General features: G+C 36.7%; 17 protein-coding genes. 9 read left to right on the forward strand and 8 right to left on the reverse strand.

Annotated elements, in window-relative coordinates; genetic code table 11:
- Positions 1–40 precede the first annotated feature (40 nt).
- A complete protein-coding gene (locus IPI65_08095; GenBank protein MBK7441476.1) occupies positions 41–1,927 on the reverse strand; it encodes a T9SS type A sorting domain-containing protein in 1,887 nt (628 codons plus the stop codon).
- Positions 1,928–2,113: 186 nt separating this feature from the next.
- On the opposite strand from IPI65_08095, the gene IPI65_08100 reads away from it, so the two are divergent.
- The 4 genes from IPI65_08100 (at position 2,114) to IPI65_08115 (ending at position 6,354) form a co-directional block, all read left to right on the forward strand.
- Complete coding sequence (locus IPI65_08100; GenBank protein ID MBK7441477.1) at positions 2,114–3,307, forward strand: glycosyltransferase family 4 protein; 1,194 nt, start codon at positions 2,114–2,116, stop codon at positions 3,305–3,307.
- Between the two features lie 48 nt (positions 3,308–3,355).
- On the forward strand, positions 3,356–4,216 hold the full coding sequence (locus tag IPI65_08105) for an alpha/beta hydrolase (protein ID MBK7441478.1): 861 nt from the start codon (positions 3,356–3,358) through the stop codon (positions 4,214–4,216).
- Between the two features lie 49 nt (positions 4,217–4,265).
- The gene (locus IPI65_08110; GenBank protein MBK7441479.1) at positions 4,266–5,012 is read left to right on the forward strand and encodes a hypothetical protein; all 747 of its coding nucleotides are present in this window, start codon (positions 4,266–4,268) and stop codon (positions 5,010–5,012) included.
- 106 nt (positions 5,013–5,118) lie between these two features.
- Positions 5,119–6,354 (forward strand): peptidase C1, encoded by a 1,236-nt coding sequence (locus IPI65_08115; protein MBK7441480.1) that lies wholly within the window; start codon positions 5,119–5,121, stop codon positions 6,352–6,354.
- Between the two features lie 54 nt (positions 6,355–6,408).
- Here the strand turns inward: IPI65_08115 and IPI65_08120 are convergent, their stop codons facing one another.
- The gene (locus tag IPI65_08120) at positions 6,409–7,092 is read right to left on the reverse strand and encodes a response regulator transcription factor (GenBank protein MBK7441481.1); all 684 of its coding nucleotides are present in this window, start codon (positions 7,090–7,092) and stop codon (positions 6,409–6,411) included.
- Positions 7,089–8,543 (reverse strand): HAMP domain-containing histidine kinase, encoded by a 1,455-nt coding sequence (locus IPI65_08125; protein MBK7441482.1) that lies wholly within the window; start codon positions 8,541–8,543, stop codon positions 7,089–7,091. Before IPI65_08125 ends, IPI65_08120 begins: the two co-directional genes overlap by 4 nt.
- 127 nt (positions 8,544–8,670) lie before the next feature.
- On the opposite strand from IPI65_08125, the gene IPI65_08130 reads away from it, so the two are divergent.
- Together IPI65_08130 and IPI65_08135 are read left to right on the forward strand one after the other, a co-directional pair.
- Positions 8,671–9,414, forward strand: a complete 744-nt coding sequence (locus IPI65_08130; protein ID MBK7441483.1) for a GLPGLI family protein — start codon at positions 8,671–8,673, stop codon at positions 9,412–9,414.
- Positions 9,415–9,423: 9 nt separating this feature from the next.
- Positions 9,424–12,165, forward strand: a complete 2,742-nt coding sequence (locus tag IPI65_08135) for an outer membrane beta-barrel protein (protein ID MBK7441484.1) — start codon at positions 9,424–9,426, stop codon at positions 12,163–12,165.
- A 456-nt stretch (positions 12,166–12,621) separates the two neighbouring features.
- Here the strand turns inward: IPI65_08135 and IPI65_08140 are convergent, their stop codons facing one another.
- From IPI65_08140 to IPI65_08150, 3 genes are read right to left on the reverse strand one after another with little or no spacing between them, the layout of a single operon-like run.
- Complete coding sequence (locus tag IPI65_08140; protein MBK7441485.1) at positions 12,622–14,739, reverse strand: hypothetical protein; 2,118 nt, start codon at positions 14,737–14,739, stop codon at positions 12,622–12,624.
- A 6-nt stretch (positions 14,740–14,745) separates the two neighbouring features.
- Positions 14,746–15,282: a sigma-70 family RNA polymerase sigma factor gene (locus IPI65_08145; protein MBK7441486.1), complete on the reverse strand. Its 537-nt coding sequence runs from the start codon at positions 15,280–15,282 to the stop codon at positions 14,746–14,748.
- A 9-nt stretch (positions 15,283–15,291) separates the two neighbouring features.
- On the reverse strand, positions 15,292–16,077 hold the full coding sequence (locus tag IPI65_08150) for a DUF2807 domain-containing protein (GenBank protein MBK7441487.1): 786 nt from the start codon (positions 16,075–16,077) through the stop codon (positions 15,292–15,294).
- A 421-nt stretch (positions 16,078–16,498) separates the two neighbouring features.
- Here IPI65_08150 and IPI65_08155 point away from each other — a divergent pair, with 421 nt between their 5' ends.
- Positions 16,499–16,720 (forward strand): T9SS type A sorting domain-containing protein, encoded by a 222-nt coding sequence (locus IPI65_08155; protein ID MBK7441488.1) that lies wholly within the window; start codon positions 16,499–16,501, stop codon positions 16,718–16,720.
- Positions 16,721–17,060: 340 nt separating this feature from the next.
- Here the strand turns inward: IPI65_08155 and IPI65_08160 are convergent, their stop codons facing one another.
- Positions 17,061–17,951, reverse strand: coding sequence for a T9SS type A sorting domain-containing protein (locus IPI65_08160; GenBank protein ID MBK7441489.1), 891 nt, complete (start codon positions 17,949–17,951; stop codon positions 17,061–17,063).
- Positions 17,948–20,842 (reverse strand): T9SS type A sorting domain-containing protein, encoded by a 2,895-nt coding sequence (locus IPI65_08165; protein MBK7441490.1) that lies wholly within the window; start codon positions 20,840–20,842, stop codon positions 17,948–17,950. The genes IPI65_08160 and IPI65_08165 overlap by 4 nt, the downstream gene beginning before the upstream one ends.
- 931 nt (positions 20,843–21,773) lie before the next feature.
- On the opposite strand from IPI65_08165, the gene IPI65_08170 reads away from it, so the two are divergent.
- Positions 21,774–22,733, forward strand: coding sequence for a GDP-mannose 4,6-dehydratase (locus IPI65_08170; protein MBK7441491.1), 960 nt, complete (start codon positions 21,774–21,776; stop codon positions 22,731–22,733).
- A gap of 2 nt (positions 22,734–22,735) precedes the next feature.
- Positions 22,736–23,344: WecB/TagA/CpsF family glycosyltransferase (locus IPI65_08175; GenBank protein ID MBK7441492.1), on the forward strand; the 609-nt coding region annotated here is incomplete at its 3' end.

Genomic DNA, 23,344 nt, shown 5'->3' on the forward strand with positions numbered 1-23,344 from the left:
CCGACCCATTTGAGCCGGCTTTCACTAAATTTTATTTTAATTAATTAATATATACCTGTTTGTCCATCGACTTGCCGTTGTTTGTGATACGGGCAATGTAAACGCCAACCGGTAAATTACTTAATGTGATTTTATTTTGTTTATCTGTTAAAACATTGTTGTAAACAACTCTTCCATTTGCATCAAGCAATTGGAATTGATTATCTGCGTTCAATAATTCATCCAGATAAATAAATATGGAATTATCATAAGTATATAATTGAATGCCATTATTAGCAAATTCATCTATTCCAACAAAGTCTTCATTTACAATTACAACCGATAAAGCATCAGCTGTTTCATCTAAAGTGCAACTTCCGTCTATAGCTGTAATTTCCAATACTACAGTTTCATCTGCTTCAATATCAGCATCTTCTAAAATATTTAATTCGATGGTCTGACTTGCAGCGCCACCTTCTGTGAAGGTTAATACTGTAGTTGAGAAAGTGAAATCGGTGCCTTCCGTTGCAGTTGATGCGCCGGTATTTACACCAACGGTAACATCACAATTGCTGGCTTCGGTCATGGTAACTGTTCCTGTGAAAACAGCATCAGCTTCATCAATAGTACCTGCAACATTTTCGAAGGAAACTTCACCAACAACCGGTGCAACATCATTATCGGTAATGGTTAAACCTGCTTGTGTTGTTAAACCAATTGCGCAAGTTCCTGATACACCTGTTATTTCAAATAAAACACCTTCAGGGCTTTCTACTTCAGCGTCATCAATAATATTATAACCGAACGATTGTGTTAAAGCACCACCATCAACAAACGTAACGCTGCCTGTTGTATAAGTGAAATCTGTGCCTTCGGTTGCAGATGTTCCCGGTGCATTTAATGCATAATCAACAACACAATCTGATGTTTCAGAAATATGGATATTTATTCCACCAGCACCTGCAGATTCCTCAAGGAAGGTAATTGTACCATCCATAGTTACTAATGACGGCAGTGGCACTTCATCATCATTAACAATTACCGTAAACTGATTGGTTAATCCAATTTCGCAACCTATCGGGTTGGTTAAATCGAATACAATGGTTTCAGCACCTTCAAATTCAGCATCATCCGTTAAAATAACTTCAAAAGTTAAACTAGTTCCACCGGCAAAGGTTGCAGTAGTAGGATCAGTGAAGGTGAAATCGGCACCATTAGTAGCTGTAGTTAAAATATCGTTTACATCGATGTCAACAGAACACTCACCAAGTATATCAATTACCACATTTACAACTGTTGAACCATCGGTTTCACTAACTATAACGGCCTCGGGAACAAATTCAGCAACAGGATATGGTGTGGCAGTAGCACCTGCCGGAATCGGAACGTTGGCTTCATCATCATAAGCCCAGTCTTTAAGCGTAAATACAACAGGATCAACGGTGCAGTTAACACGCATCCATCCATAGTGTAAAGTACCACCAATATCGAATTTCACACCGATAAACTTATCGGTTCCATCACCAAATGCGCCATAAGTAGCGCCTGAATATAAGGATGCAATAAAGGCAAGATTATACGTGCTGTAAATAAAATTTAAATCGGGACCAATCAAGTCACCCGAGCCAATTGCGCTTGCATATGGTAAAATAGGCCCAATATATCCGGCCATTTGATTACTTGGATTACCATAACTCAGAGCGCTCAGGTTACCAAATCCCTGTATATAAGTCCAGTCAGGCCCTTGTGAGGATAAAATAAACCCAAAGTCAATAACGCCATCACCATCTAAATCAATAATTCCAAAATCACCCAAATTGAGTGTGAAATCCGGAATATCAACATATACGATATCGGCTTTAACATCAGTGGCACCGCTGATTACAGCCGTTGCCATTGCAGAGTAGGCGAGGAGACGCTTACGATTGTTTTGTACGGTTCTTTTCATAATTTTTTTTGTGAAACTATTTAAATAATCTAATTTTTCCTGATTTGTTAAGTTAATTATTTACAAATATGACAATCCTGTTGCAAAATTCAAATTTTTAGCTGCTTTGAGTTACAAACATCCCATAATAAGGCATTTCTCAGGTTCTCCGTAACTTTGCCGGTAACATTTAAATAATTTTGATCCATGCCACAACGTAAAAAAGTATTACACATTACCATACATCTCCCTTTTCCCACTAACCACGGTGCCAGTTTGTTTAATTCTTATAAATTAATCAGCTACCTCAATAAAAATCACGATGTTTTTTTCGCTTGTTTTTTAAAAGGTGATGACGTTAAATATAAAGATGCATTTTTAGCCGATACGGGAATTAAAAATTATTATTTTGAAGTGCTTAATGTGGTGCGCAATCCGGTGAACCTAGTAAAAAGTTATTTAAAAAACATGACCATCAACATGTTTCGAAATTACTCGCATACCATGAAACAAAAAATTGATGCAATTGCCAACGATTATGATGTAATTATTGCTGAACATTATGAAGTGATGCAATATGTGCCGAAATCATTTAAAGGTAAAGTGATTTTCCGTTCACATAATGCTGAGTTTTTAATATGGAGTCGTTATGCTGAAGTGGAAAAAAATCCAATTAAAAAATTAGTAATACAGGCTGAAGCAAACAGAATTAAAAATTGGGAGTTTCGTTATGTTAAACAAGCCGATATCGTTTTAGGCGGTACCAACGATAATGAAATTCACGAGCCGGATCCAGCAAAAAGAAAATTAAAATTCCGCGACTATTTGCATATTGGTGAAGACGACCAGATTAAATTACCGATTCCTGATTTTGATACCTTGGAAAATAGTCTGGTTTATGTTGGAACACTTACCTGGGAAGCAAATATTGAAGGCCTCATCTGGTTTGTAAAAGGTTGTTGGGAGAAATTAAAACAACAATTCCCGGAACTGAAATTATACATCATCGGCAAAAACCCTGACCCACGGCTGGTGGAACTTGGCAAGGTTTATGCAAATATTCAGATTATGGGTTTTGTTGAAGACCTGGAAACCTATTTTACTAAATGTAAGGTAAATATTATTCCATTGCGTTTTGGCAGTGGCATGAAAGTGAAAACAATAAATGGTTTGTGCAGAGGAATTCCAATGGTTTGTACTACTATTGGTGCAGAGGGATTAAAAGTGGAACACAATAAAGATATTTTAATAACGGATGATGTAGAAGTATTTGGAACCTATGTTGCAAAACTACTCACAGATAAAGAAAAATGGAACAGTATTGCCAAAAACAGTAAAATTACGGCAGCGCAATATTACACCTGGGATAGTTTATATAAAATCCTGGATGAAGCCATTTAAATTAATTCAATTTTATTTTATTAACCAAGGTTTGCATTTTATAAAGTTATGATGAAAAGATTGTTTATTCCGATAATTATTATTGCATTTTTTGCTGCTTGCGATAAAGAAGACACCACACCAACCGTATTAGTTGAACAGGATATTTATGAAATTAAATATGGTGATGATATCTTGCAACATATGGATGTTTATTTGCCGGCCGACAGAACAACAAATACCAAACTGTTAGTTTTTATACATGGGGGTGGTTGGAATACCGGTGATAAAAGTGATTTCACTGTAATTTTATCTTCCCTAAAAGGAAATGGTTTTGCTTATGCGAATTTAAATTATCGGTTGGCAAATGCGGCTATTGGTATTACTTTAGAAGATCAGATTGCAGATATTCGTGCAGCCTTAGATTTATTGATTTCAAAAAGCACTGACTTTGTTATTTCACCTGATCAAATCATCATCGCAGGGCATAGCGCTGGAGGACATCTTGCTTTATATACCGCTTATCATAATAATGGTGATGGCGCCATTAAAGCGGCAATCAGTTTAGCCGGACCAACAGATGTTACCGACGATTATTTTGTTTATACACCTGATTTAGCTTTGTTGGTAGAAAATATGACCGGAACTACTTATGCTGCAGATTCCACAGCTTGGGCAAATGCCAGTCCGGTAAATTATGTAACACCTGTGTCTCCACCAACTTTATTACAATATTGCGGTTTAGATTTTACCGTTCCGGCTTCACAGGGTGAAATATTGTCTGCAAAATTGGCTGCAATGAGTGTTGAGTATCAATATCAGTTTTATCCTTTTTACAGTCACGATATGGGCACCATATTTTTCGGCGGCTACCTGCCGGATGATGTAAAAACGCATTTGCTGGATTTTATCAATACGCACGCAAATTAAACAGCCATAATTATAGTTTTCCGGTGTGTTTGCGGCTAAATTCCTATTTTTGCCTAAAACCACCACAATGGTAATCGACCACCGTTATAAATTTATTTTTGTTGAACTTCCGCTAACTGCAACCAGTGCCATTTCGAAAGAAATTCGCGAGCAATATGGCTGTGAACCGTTTCTTAATAAACATGCCACATTCGATGATTATTTGCGTAAGGCTAATGCGGAAGAAAAAAAATATACTTCAATTGGCAGCGTTCGCAATCCTTTGGACCAAACGGTGAGTATGTATTTTAAATACAAAAATGATTTAGATCAGCGTTTTTCCTCCGGCAGAAAACGCCCCGGAAAATGGTTGCGAAAATCACTGGCTAAAAATCGTGATGCCGTTCGTTATCAGTTTATTATTCAAAATAACGCTTCGTTTGAAACGTATTTCATGAAATTTTTTAAATGGCCATATAGCAACTGGAGTATCATTCACCATAAAAAAATGGACCATTTAATTCGCTTTGAGCATCTGGTTGAAGATTACCGCAAAGTGTTTACGGCAGTTGGTTTACCAATCACTCGCGATTTACCGCAAGCCAATAAAACACCTGAAAAAAAGGCCGATTTCTGGAGTTATTATGAGTCGGATGCAGCAAAACGCAGAGCAAAATTTGTATTCGGGCCATTTATGCGTTACTGGGGATATAATTTCCCTGAAAACTGGGACAATATCAAAGAACCATGGCATGCACAATTATTGTATGCTACTGCGAATGTTTTCAGGAAATTCTACTGGCGTTTTCTGCGCTAAACAGGTAAACCGATAAATTTTATTATTTCGTTAACAGGTTTTATTATTTCCTTTTTTGGAAAGGGGAGTGGTATTACTAAATTTGACGCGACTAAACCAAACAATTATGCAACGTATTGTTCTATTCAGTGGCATGCTGCTTTCTGCTGTCATGTTACATGCTCAACAACCACAAAAAGCCGAATACCGCGACCCGAAAAACGGTTACTATCAGGACGTCATCATGAATGATGTTCAAAAGGCAGAACCTAAAACCACTAAAGATAATCGCATCTTTAAAATTGATGCTTCCGGAATTAATGCACCGAAAGATCCTGCAGCTTATACGCAAATTTGGCATTCTAATCCTGTTAGTCAGGGCAATACAAATACCTGCTGGTGTTTTTCCACTACTTCATTTTATGAAAGTGAAGTTAAACGCACCAGCGGATTAGAAGTAAAATTAAGTGAGATGTATGTAGTATATTACCAATACGTTGAACGTGCCAAATATTTTATTGCGCATAGAGGTGATATGTCGTTTGGTGAAGGCAGTGAAACGAATGGAACTACCTGGATGATTAAACAATACGGTATTGTGCCTTACGATGCTTATAAAGGCAAAACAAATACAGCTTCATTTTACAACCATGCCACTATGTTTGATGAAATAAACAGCTATTTGCAGGGCGTAAAAGCAGGTAATAACTGGAATGAAACAGAAGTAGTAAATACCGTAAAATCTATTTTGAATTTTTACATGGGTGAACCACCAACAACGGTGAAATGGCAAAATGCAAATTATTCACCGATAGAATTTTCAAAAACAATTCTGAAATTGGATATGAATAATTATGTTGATTTTATGAGTTTAATGCAAAAGCCATTCTATACAAAAGCAGAATATGATGTACCGGATAACTGGTGGAATGATGCAACTTATTATAATGTTCCTGTAAATGAATTTATGGATGCACTAAAAATGGCATTAAAAAATGGATATAGTGTGAGTATTGGTGGCGATGTAAGTGAACCCGGATGGGATAGCTGGAATAATATGGCTGTAATACCGACATGGGATATCAGTAGTGAAAATATTAACGATGCTGCAAGGCAATTACGTTTAAACAACGGTTCTACAACTGATGATCACGCTATGCATTTGGTTGGTTATAAAGAAGTAGATGGTAAAACCTGGTTTTTATTTAAAGATAGTGGTTCAGGTTCCCGCAATTGCGGCGCTGCAAGTCCGAGTTTTGGATATATGTATGTTAGTGAAGACTATGTAAAATTAAAAATGATGACTTTTACTGTAAATAAAGATGCGGTAAAATCATATGTAGATAAGTTCGCAGCAAATTAACGTGTAACACGTTATCAACGGCAGCTATTTGAGGTTCAGATGGTTGCCGTTTTTTTATTCTACAACAAATTGATAACCTTTACCTTTTAATGTAATTATTTCCACGCCGTTTTGGTTGCCAAAATATTCGCGTAATTTGCGAATATAAACATCGAGGTTGCGGGAATGAAAAAATGAGTCGTCGCCCCAAACCTCCAGTAGGAGCTGTTTTCGGTCGGTGATTTTATTCATGTTGCGTGCAAATACCTGTAATACTTCTGCTTCGCGGTTAGATAGTTTATACAGTGTTTCGCCATGCTGCAATTCATATTTATTGGCATGAAAAATAAATTTACCAATCGTTATGGTGTCGCCTAAATTTCCGGCAATTTTATTTAAATGTAATTGATTATTAATGCGGACAATTAATTCCTCAATACTAAATGGTTTACGGATATAATCAGTGGCGCCGGAATTAAATCCTTGTAAAACATCCTGTGTTTGTGTTTTTGCAGTGAGAAAAATGATGGGTAATCGTGGATATTTTGTAGTAATTAATTTACCCAATTCAAAACCATCTACATTCGGCAACATGACATCTAAAACACAAATATCCGGCGTAAATTTTGCAAAACTCTCCATCACTTTTGCGCCATCTTTTATTAATAAAACATCAAACCCTTTTTGTTCTAATGTATCACACACAATGGTGCCCAAATTAGGTTCATCTTCCACATATAATATTTTGGGTTTACTCATGCTTTTGGAAATGTTAAGGTAAATGTACAGCCTTTATCCGGATTATTTTTCACTGCAATAGTGCCACCCATTTGCTGCATTACTTCTGCGGCGTAGTATAATCCTAATCCGTAACCCTTTATATTATGTTTATTGCCGGATGGCACTCTGAAAAATTTCTCAAATATTTTATGTTTATAATCATCGGGAATTCCCGGGCCATTATCTGAAATTGTAATAAATACATATGTGCCATCAGCAAATATATTTACCTGTATTTCAGGAACAGCATCACTGTATTTTAAACTGTTTTCAATCAGATTAAAAACAACACCTTTAATATGTAATGTATCACCAATTATTGTTTCAGGATGTTCAGGTGCAGTAAGTTTGATATGTCCGCCTTTTTGTATTGCCTGAATTTGCATGGCGGTAATTGCTTCCTCAACAATTGTTACCGGGTTTATTTCTTCCTGTGTAAATACCTGGCGACCATTATCCAATAAAATACTGTTCATGACCTTATTTACCAATAAATCCAGTCTGGAAACCTCCTGTGATGCCATGCCCAAATAATTTGTCATTTTATCCTGTTGCGTTACAGGGTCCATTTGTTGTAAGGCTTCTATGGCAACCTTTACAGTGGCAACCGGTGTTTTTAATTCATGTGATATGTTAGAAATTAAATCATCTTTTAATACAGCCAATCGCATTTGATTGCGGATATTGCGATAAGAAAAAATAAATGCAAATGTGATAACAGCAATTAATATTAATCCGAATATGATTTCCGGAATTATCGATTTAAAAATAAACTGATTGTAATCCTTAATTTCAACGCCGTATGGTGTATCGAACATACGACTTTCATAATAAAACATTGGTGGGGGAAATAGTTTTTCTGCTCTTCCACTTACCCAAACAGGTTTTACGGATATGTCTTCATCATTTAAATTTTGCGCAAAAAATGCCTGCAACATAGAAGTATCACCGGCCACCATAAACTCGCGCATTATGCCGTGGTCACCTGCTTTACCACTAAATTCGGTTATAAATAATTTTACACCTTCAACCAATTGATTTACTGTGTCGTTTCGTATTTCAATTCTGAAATTATCAGCGTTGAGCGGTTCTGCCGGACCTTTAAATTCTACAATTTCAGCAACAGTATCCTGTATAGTGGAATTGGCAAAAATTTGAACAGTATCACCTAGGTGCGCACTATTTTGTATAGTGGTAGAACTTATTTTAAATTTTACACTATCGTTTAAAATGGGATTAATTAAATTTTTTGCTAAAATAGAATCTGTAACCCGCGACCTTGCATCAATAAACTGTTCAAAAATATCTTTTTGCAAATCTTCTTTAGCAGCAGTAAATTCCGTTTGCAGCCATCTGCCAATAAATAACATCAGCAGTAGTCCACTCGCAGCCATTAATAAAACGATACCGGATAATTTGCTCCTCTTCATAATCAGAATACAAAATTATGATTAAAAATCAGTTAAAATTGCCGGTTAACCTTAATTAACCTAAATTAGCCTTAGGTTAACCTACATGTATAACCCACAGAATTACTTTTGTATCAAATTCTACACAATGAAGAAAATCTATTTATTCGGAATTATCTTATTTGTTACCGCAAGTTTGTTGGCACAGCAATCAGGCACCGTTCAGTATCAGGAAACGCGTAAACTGGCCATTCATTTTGATGGTGATATGCCGCCACCTCCGGGTTTGCCGACTGAACATACTATGAAAACCTTATTGTTTTTTACTGCTGAAAAATCCTTATATCAAAACGACACAGCGAACACCGATAATATGAATATCGACCGCGAATCGGAAGATGGGGGTCGTGTTTTTATTCAGATGGCACCGCCTGATAATAAAGTGTATTGCGATTTAACCGATAAAAAAGTAATTCAACAACGCGATTTTTTGCAAAGGGTATTTTTAATTGAAACAGCACTTGCATCTGATGGCTGGAAACTTACCGGTAAACAAAAAATGATTTTGAATTACCCATGTTCAGAAGCTATAAAAGTGATTGATAGCACAAAAACTGTCACCGTTTGGTATACACCGGCTATACCGGTTTCTACCGGACCATTTAACTATGTCGGGTTACCTGGTTTGGTGCTAGAAGTAAATGTAAATAATGGCGAACAGGTAATTACAGCATTATCGGTAACAAAAACGGTTGATGAAAAAATGATTGTTAAACCCAAAGACGGAAAAAAAGTTACCGAAGAAGAATTTAATAAAATTGTTGAAGAAAAAATGAAAGAAATGGGTGGTGGTCCTGGTGGTGGGGTAATGATTAAAATTGAAAACGATTAATTCCCATTTATGCAAAAATTAATTGTATCACTGTTGTGTTGCTTGTTTTTTATTCAATTAAATGCACAGCAAAATTTGAAAGGTATTGTATTAAATGATGCAGGCACACCTGTTGAATTCGGTACCGTGGCATTATTAAAACCTGTAGATTCAACGCTGGCTTATTTTGGTATTACCAATAGCAGCGGCAGTTTTGAAATAAAAGGTGTGGCAGGAGGAAAATATGTGTTGCAGATTTCATTTATTGGTTATGAAACTTATGATACTGCGCTCGCTGTTCCTTATCCGAATAATGGTGACCTCGGTATTTATATTTTAAAAACGGCTACGGTTGGTTTAGATGCTGTAAATATTTCTGCTGAGCGTATTCCGTTACAAATTAAAGGTGATACGATAGAATATAATGCAGCTTCCTATAAAACACAGCCGGATGCTTCAGCAGAAGACTTATTGAAAAAATTACCGGGCATTGATGTTGACCAATCGGGTAATATTCAGGCTCAGGGTGAAGATGTGCAGAAAGTTTTAGTGGATGGGAAGGAATTTTTCAGCAATGACCCAACCGTTGCAACAAAAAATTTACCTGCTGATGCTATTGAAAAAGTGCAGGTATATGATAAATCAAGTGATGAATCGGAATTTACCGGAATTGAAGACGGACCACAAAGTAAAACAATAAACCTGATATTAAAAGAGGGTAAAAAAAGTATGTGGCTGGGTGATGTTAAAGCAGGTGCCGGAACGGAAAATAAATATCAGGCAAATGCAAAAGTGTATCGTTTTACGGCTGCTGACCAGATTGCATTTTTAGGGATGTTGAATAATATTAATCAGTTCGGTTTTAGTTTTAGAGATTATATTGATTTTAGCGGAGGCATCAGCAGTATGATGCAGGGTGGGGGATTCAGAATTGAAACCAGTGATGATATTCCGGTAAACTTCGGACAATCAATTGACGGATTAATTACCAACGGAGCTGCCGGTGCAAATTATACGCATGAAAAAACACCGGGCAACCGCTTTAATATGAGTTACCTTGGTAATGGTTATGAGAAGTTTTTGGAAAATACAGTGCATACCGAAAATTATACACCCGATTTTAATTACGTAACCGATGAAAACGGTGAAACGACAACAGAAAATTATTACCACCGATTAAATTTCAATTTTAAAAACAAACCTGATTCCATGCAAAGTATTTTTGGGACAGGCGGATTGTCATTGAATTATGGCAAATCATCCGGTAATAGTTATACCAGCACTTATTTGTCGGATGTAATTAGTAATTCACTCAGCTCAATAACAAGCAGTAATAGTAATACCCTGAGCGGGACTGCGCAGGTAAGTTATATTCACAAATTCAGCGCTGATTGGAAATATGTAAAATTCAGCGCGAATACCACCATTTCTAAATCGTTAAATGAATCGGAATGGGATAATATTACGCAATATTTTGATCCCGGATTTTTGATTATTGATAATGCATATCAAAATGAAACGAATAATGATTTGGGTTTGTCGTTTGATTTTATTTCGTTGCGCAAAATAGGCAAATCGCTCTACCTAGAGCCTGCTTTAGGGGTGGGGATGTACAACGAATTGTTACAGCGCAGTCGCGGCAATTTATTGGAAGGTGGTTTACCTATCGATTCACTGAGTCCGGAATTTACCCGCAATAATTATTATATACAACCAAAATTATCACTAAAAAAGACCACCAAAAAAACACAGTTTAAATTTGGTTTAGGTGCTGAATATCTGCATCGTGAAAATCAGGTTTTTGATGCTGCTTATCCGCAATCGGAACATTATTATTTATTACCGGAGTTGTTTTATGAAGTGGAGATTAAAGCGGGGAGAAGGTTTGGAATCAATTATGCTGCTTCTGTAAATGCACCGACTGCATCGCAATTGTTGCCGGTATCTGATGATATTAATCCATTATCGGTGTACACAGGTAATCCGTTGTTGGAACCGGAATATGTGCACAATTTATTTGCGCATTATATGTTATTTGATCAGTTTTCATTTACGAGTTTGTTTACACGTTTTGAGGTGACTTATATTCAGGATAAAATTAATTTCTCCAAAACAATTAATCCGGATTTAACTGAATCGTATACACTGGTAAACGTGGATAATGATGTTAGCTCATCAATTGGTGCCAATTTTAATACTACTATTCGTCCGCTTAAAATTAACGTTAACCTCGATTTATCTGAAGGGTATAACCATGGAATCAATTATGTAAACGACAATGAAAATTTGATTAATGCGTTTACACATAAAGTAGGATTGAGTTTTGATAATCGGAAAAAGGATTATTTTGATTTGACGATTGGAGGCTCAATTAAATATACACAAACAGATTATAGCATTGAAACCGGACAAAGTGGTAATTATATTACGAATGCCATTTATCTCGATTTGGATGTAACACCGGATAGTTTGTGGCATATTAAATTTAATGGAAAAATATCGGAATATACGGTGACCGGTTTTGATGAAAGCACAATCGTTCCTTTGTTGAGTGCAGAAATTTCAAGATATATCTTAAAATCAAACCGGGGAACTATCACACTTTCTGCTTATGATTTGTTGGATAAAAATAAAGGCATTACGCAATCAAGCGCCTATAATTACTTAATGCAACAGGAAACCAATAGTATTGGAAGATATTTTATGCTGAGTTTCAAATACCGAATTAATAAAGTTGAACAGAACGATTCGATGCAGGTTGAAATTAATTAGGCATGAGCTAATGTGTGAATGTACCTATGTACCAATGTACCAATGGAACAGCCGGTTTTGTGCATGCTGTTCATTTTGAGTTTTGATTCAACTTTTTTTAACAGCCGAAACCGATGAGGGCTCGGAGAAACAGCCGATTTTGAGTTTGTTTTTCAATTTGAGTTTTGATTCAACTTTTTTTAACAGCCGAAACCACGGAGGGCTCGGAGAAACAGCACGCGGAGGACACGGAGGGTTTTGAGTGGATTGACATTTATACTTTTTATTTAATAATGAGTTAGAAAAGTTGAGTTTGGAATGAATCAACTTTTTGTATTTTTTGCGTGTATTTCCTTTGTGAATTTTGCGTTAAAAAATATTTTGTGATTGCGAAGCCGCACCAGATGCAACGGAGCTAAAAGATTAAAGCGACTGCCGAATCCTGCAGTCGCTTTTTTATTGTGTCAGAAAAAGTAGTTAAAACAAACGGATACCAAAAACATAACCCATTGATAAACCGGTGGTGACATTTACACCTTCGTAGGAAGCAAATGTGTTATTTCTGATTGGGTCGATATCATTATCGTAAACTTCCACATTTATTACCGGACCGCCATAAACGGAAAGGTAATTAGTGATAGCATAACTTGGCATAATGCGGAACTGATTCATTAATTGAAAATAATCATAATTAAAATCAAAATTATCCTCAAAGGTTGTCCAGGTCATTCCATCGATATCAACGGATAATTTTGGGAATACCGGAATATGTCCGCCGATACCAAAACCGTAACCGTATTGCATGGTATCTTTTGCGGGATTAATACCAATTGCAAATGTGTTATATACATAAGGACTTCCAAAACGTAACGCAACATTTGCACGGAATAAATCGCTGGTAAATACATCCACATCAAAAATTCCATTGCGGCTGAAGCTGAGTAAACCAATTGCAACACCATCAATGGTATCAGCAATATTGATTAAACCGATTTGTGTTCCTTTTACATTTTTTGCGATGTTCACCAATCCGATTTGTGCGCCGGTAATATTATTGGCTGCATTTAATACACCTGAAACCTGCATACCAATTAAATTGTGCGACAATGAAATATTGGCAACTCCGGATGCCTGAAATAATTTAGAATTATATTTTATTCCCGAAGCAATATTAATTACACCTGCTGCCTGCATACCATCAATTTGACCTGCAGAATAATTAATTACACCAGCACCCTGCATGCCCTGCATACCGGAAATACTATAATTGGCCACACCTGCATATTGGGCACCAAGCACAGATTTTGCAAAATTAAATACACCTGCTCCTTGTATACCTTTTAAATCGCCGCCAATAATATTTCCAACACCACCAAACTGTCCGCCAATTACATAACCTTTATCGGCATTAATTACACCACCAACTTCAAGTCCTTGCACGGCTCCGTTGTAACCTTGTATGGCATTAATGGAGAAATGATGATAATATTTATAACCCTCCATACCATTTGTGCTCAACGGTGTAAAAAACGACAACTGCGCATAACGGTCGATAAATTGTAATGGTGCATCCGGTACAGATTTTTCTGCGGAAATTGTATCCGGTAAACCATTGGTTTTATTGTTTGCAGTTTCATCTTGTTTTGGCGATTTAGCTGCCATTTTTTCAATTACCTGATTGGCTTTTTTACCAATGTTGACAGCAAAATCGGAGATGTCGTTTAATGCTGCGTTTAAGTTGCCGGTTGTATCTGCTGTTGGTGTGCTACTTGTACCTTGTTTAACAACAGGATTTTCCGGTGTTGTGGTGGTTGGATGTTCACTTATAGTATTATTTACAATAAGTGTTTCATCGGTACTATTTTCGATGGGTGTTACTTTGTTTTCAGTCTGCGCAAGTTGTGGATCAATAACTTCCGGTTTTGTTTGTTCGTTTGCCGGTGACAAAATTGCAGCACTGGTTTTTTCTGTAGTAGTGCTTGTATTTGTTGTGTTATTTTCGGCTACGTTTACATTTGATTCGGGTTGTGTGATGTTGGCTGGTGTGTTGTTTGTGTTTGCCGTTGTTATTGTTTCATTGGGTGTGCTATTCTCTGCTTTGGTAAGAGTTGCATCAACAACCGGAGTGTTGGATTTTAAGTTGGTGTTTATATTACCGTTAAATTGTTTATTGGAATTGTTTGATGTTGTAACTGTTGCATTTACAGATTCATTTGTTTGAATGTTTTCAAGTAATGCTGCTGTTTCAACTTCGTTATTAGTTGTGTTGTTTTCGGTGGAAGTATTATTTAATGTTGTTGAATTTATTGTTGTATTTGAATTGGTATCTGCAATTTGGTTAGTGATAATTTGTTGGTCGAGTTGTGCGATTGGGGTATTATGCTGACCGGAATTAAGAGCAACGATGGTTGCAATTATGGAACCGGTAATTAGTCCTGAAGAAAACATGGTCCATTTATTTTTAAAAAGTTTTTGGAAAAAGTTGAGTTTTGGCGCAGCAGCATACATACCCATTAAAGCATCAAAATTTTTGTGCTTATTCACCTCGTTGTCGGTGAGCGGTTTGTATGCTATTTTAAATTTAATTTTTTGCATGTGCTGTTATTGAGCTACGGGTAAAAATTTTCTTATTTTTTCAAGAATGCGGTGGACTTTTATTTTCGCGTTATTTTCAGTTATATTTTTGATATCACTAATTTCTTTGAACGAACGTTTTTCGAAATAGCGCATTTCAATAAGTTCCAGTGCATCGGCATCGAGTTGTTTTAATGCATTAAAAACATGTTCTCGTTGTTCGAGTGCTGTGGAGCTGTCTTCATCACATATTTCTTCAATTCCACTTTGTTCGACATTTACCACGCGCATTTTTTTTGCATCTCTGAAATATTGTGCTGTTTCGTTTGCTGCGATGCGCAACAGCCATGCAATAAATGAGATGCCCCGGTATTGATATTTATTCAGATTTTGTAATGCTTTAAGAAATACCTGTTGTGCGATATCTGCAGATATAGCTTCGTCATCAGTTCGCCGATAAACGAACAGGAAAACATCTTTGTAGTGCGCATCATAGAAGTAGCGGAAGGATTTTGGGTCCTTGCGCGCTGCCTCTAATAATGCTTCTTCATTTACAGAATCCAAACCTAAAATTTATGGGATGTGAATTAAACTACCGCTTCCGGAAATTTCGACATTAATGACCGGTGAATTTTTATAATAAATATCACCGCTGCCATTTATTTCACCATCAATTAAATCGGTGGCGTTAAGTTCAATGTTACCACTTCCGCTTACTTCAACATAAGCGCTGTTAACCAGAAACCCGAAGGTAGCCATTTTGCCTGAGCCGCTGATATCCTGACTAATTGTGCTGCCGCTTCCACTAAGTGTAACGCTTCCGGAGCCCGAAATATCGGCCGAAGCCGTTGTAACAAAAGCCATCAGATTTAAACTTCCTGAGCCGCTGATGTCCATATCGAGCACACCAACAGTAATGGAATCGGTTGATGTAAATGAACCGGAGCCGCTGATATCGATATTGAGGGAAGCGCCACTGAAATTACTTTGTGTAAACGCCGAACCTGAACCGCTGATATCTAAAACGGTAAGCACAGGCAGCGTAATGTATACATTAACCGGTTCACCTTTGTCGATACAATGTTCGCTGTAAATTTCTAGTGTTGAACCGGAAAGGGCAGTTTTTACCTGATCGAGAATGTTTTGTTGTGCTTCGATGCGAACAGAATATTCAGGGCCTTGTGTGATATACAATACGGCTTCCATTTCGTTTGAAATTTCTGTAAATCCGCTCACAGAGCGCGTTTCGGTAACTACAGGGCCAACACCATCGATGCAAGGCCATTTTTCTCTGCCACATGAACCCAGCGTTATGATGAACACTGAGCAGGCTATTAATTTGATAAATTGTAAACGCATATTTAGTTGTTTGTTTGCATATATAATGCAATGCCTATGTAAAAGTTACAGGGCAACCACAAAATTATTTTTAAAGGACTGGAATTCTGCTCCCCGCCTATGAAAAAATCACGTCTAAACAATACAGTAGTTGAGGCAAAACTTTTATGCACACTAGTTTTTAAGCATTTGTCATGATTTTACCTCAGTTATTTAGCCTCCCACGCAGCCTCCATTGTCCCAAGATAGCTTTACTCATATCGTTCATTCTCCTGCAGGGACCAACTTCCTTCGTGTCATTCTCTCATTTCGTTTCAGCCACCTTTAGTCCACCTGATGCAGGTTAGTTTAAACTACCTAAAATGCGGTAGATAAACTCGCTTGGGCTGTCGAATGGGCCTTCCTCCCGGCTTTGGTTATTTAGTAATTGGGAGGCTGGTGGTTGTTATGGTTTTTTGGTCAAAAACACACGCTAACCTCTTGTGTACTGCTAACATCATATTCATTTGAAATTATTTCCGCCACAGGGCAAGTTGTGCTTTTTGGCGATTGGGATGTAGTTAATACCAGCATTTCACTAATAGATATTCCGGCAGGAATTTATACTGCCCGTCTATCCTTTAATGAAACTTTAGTATCAATAACATTCATCAAAATAAAGTAACTTGATTTAGTCACTGATTTGATAATTTACCCTTCTCCAGTTTCTGCTTTTGCGGAAGGAGGGAGCACCACTTTAGCTATTCCAACTATGGGTGGCAATATCAAATATTTCTTGGTTAACAACCAAGAAAAGCAGCTTATGCAAATCGAATAAAAGATTGTTTTTAAAGTTGTTCTAAAAATAGCATTAACGAAGCTTCGTTTCAAAATATAAGACTGTTTAAAAATTCTATAGAGGCAAGAATTTGTTATTTATTCCAATGTTTTTAGAAACAATTATATTTATTGTCATAGGCTCAACAAGTTTAACTTTATTTCTTAATACCCATTCTTTCATTATATTAATGAATCGTTACCTCTTTAACAAACACACTGTTTTGATGCACAAGCCGGACAATATAAATGCCAGCAGGAAATGTTGTCATATCAATTTGCGTTAAATTTTCACTTAATTCGCTCTGTAACAGTTGTTGACCTTGAATCGAATTTATTATGCATGTGCAGTTATCATAGGTGTCAGTTTTTATATTCAGCACTTTATTAAAATTATATACCACAGCATCTAAACTATTTATTTCATTTATTGGAACAGTAGTATCACCAATTGTATCTCCGGCCACAATACCGACATCACATTTTGTCTCGTATGCGTAATCTTTAACAGTTAGTTTTGTTCCATTGTCTTCAACACTACATCGAATCCAACCATAATGCATGCAGTCGAGTGAATCGGTAAATCGTATGCCTATATATTTATCAATTGTTTCAGGCAACCAGGCTCCACCTTCAAAGGCGTAATAAAATGGCCAGTCCGGAATAACTTTGTAGGCCATTTTGGTATCATTGTCTTGAAAATTCAAATCTGCATTAATAATTACTCCAGGTTCTAAAGCAGAAACTAAATATTGGTCGCTGGTAAATTGATAATTAGTGTAAACTACTTTACTTTCAGTCCCACTAAGGTTTACAATTTGTTCAAATTGAAAACACTCACACCAATCAGCATAGTATGTTCCTGACAGGGCACCAAATAAAAAGTCAAATAATACTGTGCCATTTAATTCAATCACCAAATTTTCTGCGAAAGGTGTTCCAGTTAAAACTGTATCCGGATTAATGTCCACATACACAGCCTGAGCAGTAGTTTCCTTGCTCAGGGCAAGGAAACTACCAGCTAAAGCAGCATAACCTGCAAGGTTAAATGCTTTTGAATTTATTTTTTTGTTTTTCAATTTGTTTTTATTAAAGTTTGAACGGATACTAATTCTTCGTTTTTAAATATTTTTACTAAATAAATCCCTGAGGGGATGCCTGATATGTTAATGGGGGCATTATTTACAGTATTTTCAGCTTGTATTAAATTGCCAGTTAAAGTAAATAATTCAACTTTAGTTGAACCTGTTTCGCTTTCTTGTAAAGAACTATAAAATGAGAACCAAGTATTTGCTGGATTTGGGTAAATAATTGTTTTGTTTTCCTCAGCAATTTTTGGTGCTTCAATCTTGTAACTTTTATTAATAGGTATTTTTACATATCCAACTGAATAGGGTGGCACAGTAATACAACCTCCTAAGGTAGAAGGCGTTAATGCGCAATCTGGGGAATTTACAGAAAATGTAGTATTTTGTATTTCTATCGGATACAAATAAGGTGGTAGTACTTCTGGATCATAGCATGTCCTATCTGTTGGAGTTGGATTTGCATAACCAGTATTAAACAATGGATCGAAAAGTGTATTGCTTCCAGAACAAGAATATAACTGAATTCCTTTAACACTGTAAATAGATGCTGTCCCAAATGAAATTATTGGCGTTGGACTAAATAACCCTGCTAAGTTTTCCCCGTTGATTATATAATCCTGCTCAGTTGATTTGACATTGGAATAATACATATACAGATAATTATTACCGGGGTCGATAAACATTGTAGGCATCGTATTGAGGTTACTAGCAGGTGATACATATAAAGTTCTTACATATTTTAAATTCTTCGCAGATATTTCTTTCAGTAAAGACATTACGAAATAACTGGTTCGTTTCATGTAATATTCCCTTTTATTTGGGTTGCCTCCTCCCAGATTGTATGGCGAATAATTTTTGCAAAGGTAATTATATAATTCTCGTGGTCTGTCGGCTGCAGTTAGTAAATCTTCACCAACACCTGCATAGTTTTGATAGGTGGCATAAGTAAAAAAATTCTTCTTATATCCACTTGCATAATTCACCTTTATATTTTTCAAAAACCATTCTTGCAATACAAACCCATGTGTAAAGCCATTGGTATAAACACCTCGTTGTAACCCCTCATCTGGAACAGATGTTTTAATATTGTATTCTGTCATCCATAATTCCTTTCTCACTTTATCTGTTGGAGTGGTTGGCGTAAAATTAAACACAGTTCGATAATCGTCCCATGCTACTTTATGTCCGTATTTAATAAATCCCATAAAACTATCTGAAGCAACGTCATTTGGATTACTTGGATCAAAAAACAAAATTCCGTTAAATGCTGACTGCAACCTAGTGTCATAGGTTGCAAAATCCCATCTTGGGTTATAGGGAGCTGCGTTCAATAAATTTGCAATTGCTCCCCAATTTTGTTTATCATCCAAATAAATATGCAAGATCACTGCATCATATTTTTTCTTTGGGAGTCCCGGTGGTATTGTTGCGATTTCATCCTCTTTGTGTAACATAAGATCTGTATTCCATTCATTTGCTCCACGCGGACAGCCGGGACCCCCAAAATAAAAGGGTAGCGGTGATAACTCATCGCCTGATGTTCCTTCTGCAGGTATGCCGATTTTGCAATTTGTTAGAAAATTATATTTAAACGCCTTAATAAAATCTCGATTGTAGTAATGACCAGTAGCGTCTTGTAATTGCATTGCAGGATTTAAAAAAGTATTTAACCTTGTTTGAGCCGAAGGTTCTCCATACGGTTCTCCATTTATAAAACTCCAATATGAACCATTAAATGCTGCGTTACATCCAGGAGGAGTTACATGTTCTGAAAAGTGTGCAAAACCCATTACGGTCCAATGAAAGTCGCTAGGGCATTCATTACCAAGTTCAACTCCAACTACTGTGCAATTGTGAAGCGGATTAGAACGCAAAAATTCAACTATAGCCGCACACTCACTTGAAGATTCACTGATGATGTTGAGGCAAACAATAATTTTAACGGTATGTCCCGGGTTGCCATTTTCTATTTGTCGAATTAATTTAATGAAATCTGTCAGGTAGTTACTATGGTCTGTTGCGCTAACAGCAAGAGTCTGTTGTACAACCCATTTCTCTAGAAATTGTCCAAATTGTTGCGCAACCGAAGGGTCCATCCAAGTATTCCACTCGGGTAAATTGGCAACCGTTTGAGTTGAAATTGCGGCGATTGCCGCAGCCATAGTTCCATAGAGACCTGGCACTAGATTAGTCGTATTGTCATCAGAAGCATCAAAATATCGAATCAATTCTGCTAAGTCGTATCCATACCCTACCGCAGTATCGGTTGGAGCGCCACCCACTGTATGTAATAAATGCATAAACTTACCATTTGCGCCATGCGGAAAACGTATTACTTCAGGCCTCAAATCACTTAGCCACTGCCACTGGTCAGTAGCACTACCATCGTTTGGACATGTTGCATCATCAAACATCCCTGACACATTAATTCCGTATAGCCCTTTATTTGTAATTTCAGGTGCACTTCCATCAAATAAAGGTGCGCAGATAATTGGCATAGTTCCTAGACCAATCTTGGCAGTTGTACTATTATTAATATTATTAAATTTACTCGCACCTGGCAAACCGAAATTGCCCAATCGGCCACCAATAATTGTGGAATCAACATATGTGGTATCATTAAAAATTGAGTCGGCAATAACATAAATTGAATCTCCACCGTCAGAATAAGAATAAGAAGTGTCATAGAATTGATATATATCAGTAGAATCCTCGTATATTGAATCAGGAACAGGAGATATAAATCCGGTATGTAATGCAAAAAATTTATTTGGAAAATGGTCACCGGTAAATGATGCTGAAATTAATGTAATCGTGCAAAGTATGACGAAAAGCAATGTAGCTTTCCGTATATATATATTTTGGTAAAATGAGTTTTTCATTGATTGGTAAATTTAAAAAGTACGATTAAAATAAGTGGAAGGAGGTGCAGTAAAAATATATAACCCTACCGTCGTCTTCGTTTATTGAGTCTCTCGACAGCGTGTATGGTACACTTGTAGTTAGACATACTTATTCTGTAATCGATTTGCGTTAGAAGATGTGGCAGTTTTTTGAACATTTTCATATTTCAAAATTTTTACCGTAGTTATTTAATTTATTTTTCTTCAAAATAAAATACTACTCACATAAAATATGAGGGGTAACAATTATTAACTTGTCGCCATTTACAATTGCAAATACTTAAGGTAGTCAACTGGGATGATAGGATAGTCGACTAACGTTGACATGTGTTTTCTGATGGAGCAGTTTAATGCTCCATTAGTATAACTTGTTTTTAAAAGGGTTAATTTATAAGGGCTTACATTAATTCTTAAGCAAGTATACAAATTACTTTTGAAATATACAAATATTTTTCACGTTATTTTCAAGTGTTTTTCATTTTTCTGAAAACTGTTTTATAGGTAAAGTCTTTTAAAGTCAGCCATATAATCTTCATATTGGTTCTTCAATAGTAAAGAAAATTTTATCCATTACTTTCAGTAAATAAGCAGCCTGATCATAAGAATAAAAAGGATTGTAATCAATTCATAGACAAATAACATTTAACCTGATATTAACCTTTAGAAGCAGTAGTTTCTGATGGGAATACCCCGGGCAAGTGATTGTAATGGAAAGCCCGCAGGAGCCGTAACGCAGTGGAGGCGACGAGGACTTGGAATGGAAAGCACGGTGCCGCACGGGGATGTTGTTGGTGGAGCAAAATGTTGATGCGGCATGCCCCCAAATGGATTTCTGCAAAAAAAATGGGCAAAATGTTGATTTTTACGATAGATAGCGCATGGGTTTTTCCGATATTTGCAAAAAAATACAATGAAAATCCTAATTACTGGCGCTTGTGGCATGGTGGGTTCGCATATGATTGATATGTATTATGCGCAGGGCGAGCGTGATATTGTGGGCACGTTTTATAAGCCTACAACCGACATGCATGATATACACGGGAAGGCGAGTTTGATTGAGTGTGATGTGCGCTATTACCAGCGTTTACACGATATAATAACCGATTTAAAACCGGATAAAATATTCCATTTGGCAGCTCAAAGTTACCCGACTGTCAGTTGGCACCGTCCACAGGAAACTATGGATACCAATGTTAACGGGACTATAAACGTGTTTGAAGCGGTTAAGTCTGCACGCAAATTGGATAAGAACTATGACCCTGTTGTTTTGGTTGCCTGTTCGAGTGCGGAATACGGTGCATCGCTAACACCTGAAAACACGCCTGTGAAGGAAGAAGCCGCTTTGTTACCGTTACATCCTTATGGTGTAAGTAAGGTTGGGCAAGATTTACTTTCGTTTCAGTATTATCAGAATGATAAAATTCGCTGCATTCGTGCACGCATTTTTAATACTACCGGTCCGCGCAAAACAAATGATGTGGTGGCCGATTTTACACATCGTGCAGTAGCCATCGAGCAAAAAAAGGAAACGGTTTTAAAAGTAGGCAACCTGAAAACAAAACGTGCCATTACCGATGTGCGTGATTTGGTGCATGCATTAATGTTGCTGAGCGATAAAGGCAATTGGGGGGATGTATATAATATTTCGGGCAATAAAGTGTATGAAATAAATGAAATTGTGCCGCTTATTGAAAATTATATGGGCATAAAATTACCTACCGAAGTTGACCCGAAATTATTGCGACCAACAGATGAGCCGATTATTTATGGTGATTCAGGAAAATTAAAACGCGATACCGGTTGGGAACAACAATATACACTTGCGCAAACAATTAAAGACATGATTGATTATATCAGAAATAAATCGTGAGCATGCTGAAGCGGACCCGGATTTTTGAACTGGATTTAATTAATGATATAAATTTTGATGCCACGATACAATCGATGGTGAATTTTAAACATGAGTTTAACCCAAGTGGTGATAAATTACCTTTATTATTTACACCTAATGTTGATGATGTTGTTAAACTCAACGAAAAACAATACAGTGACCTGGCTGCGATTTTAAAAAAATGTTATTATATTATTCCTGACGGTCAGCCGATAATTTGGGTGAGTAAATTATTGGGAAAAGATAAAAAATTACAACGTCGTTTACCGGGTTCTGAATTATTTCCGTTGTTGTGGAAGGAATTAATTAAACACAACAAACGCATTATGGTAATTGCGCCAAACGAACTGGTTGGTGAATTATTAAAAAAGGAATATGAAAACATGGTGTATTATGTGCCACCGTTTTTTGATGTAAAAAATGCCGCTGAACTGCAAGCTGTTGTTGATGGGTGTAAACCGATATTCGACAGCTTTGATCCGGAGTATGTGTTTTTAGGTATACGTTTTCCGAAACAAAATCATATTGCGTTGGGGCTGATTGAACATGTTAATCAATACAATGCTACACATAACGAAACACCGCGCAAC

It is taken from the genome of Bacteroidota bacterium (genome assembly GCA_016706255.1).
Taxonomy (GTDB): domain Bacteria; phylum Bacteroidota; class Bacteroidia; order Chitinophagales; family BACL12; genus UBA7236.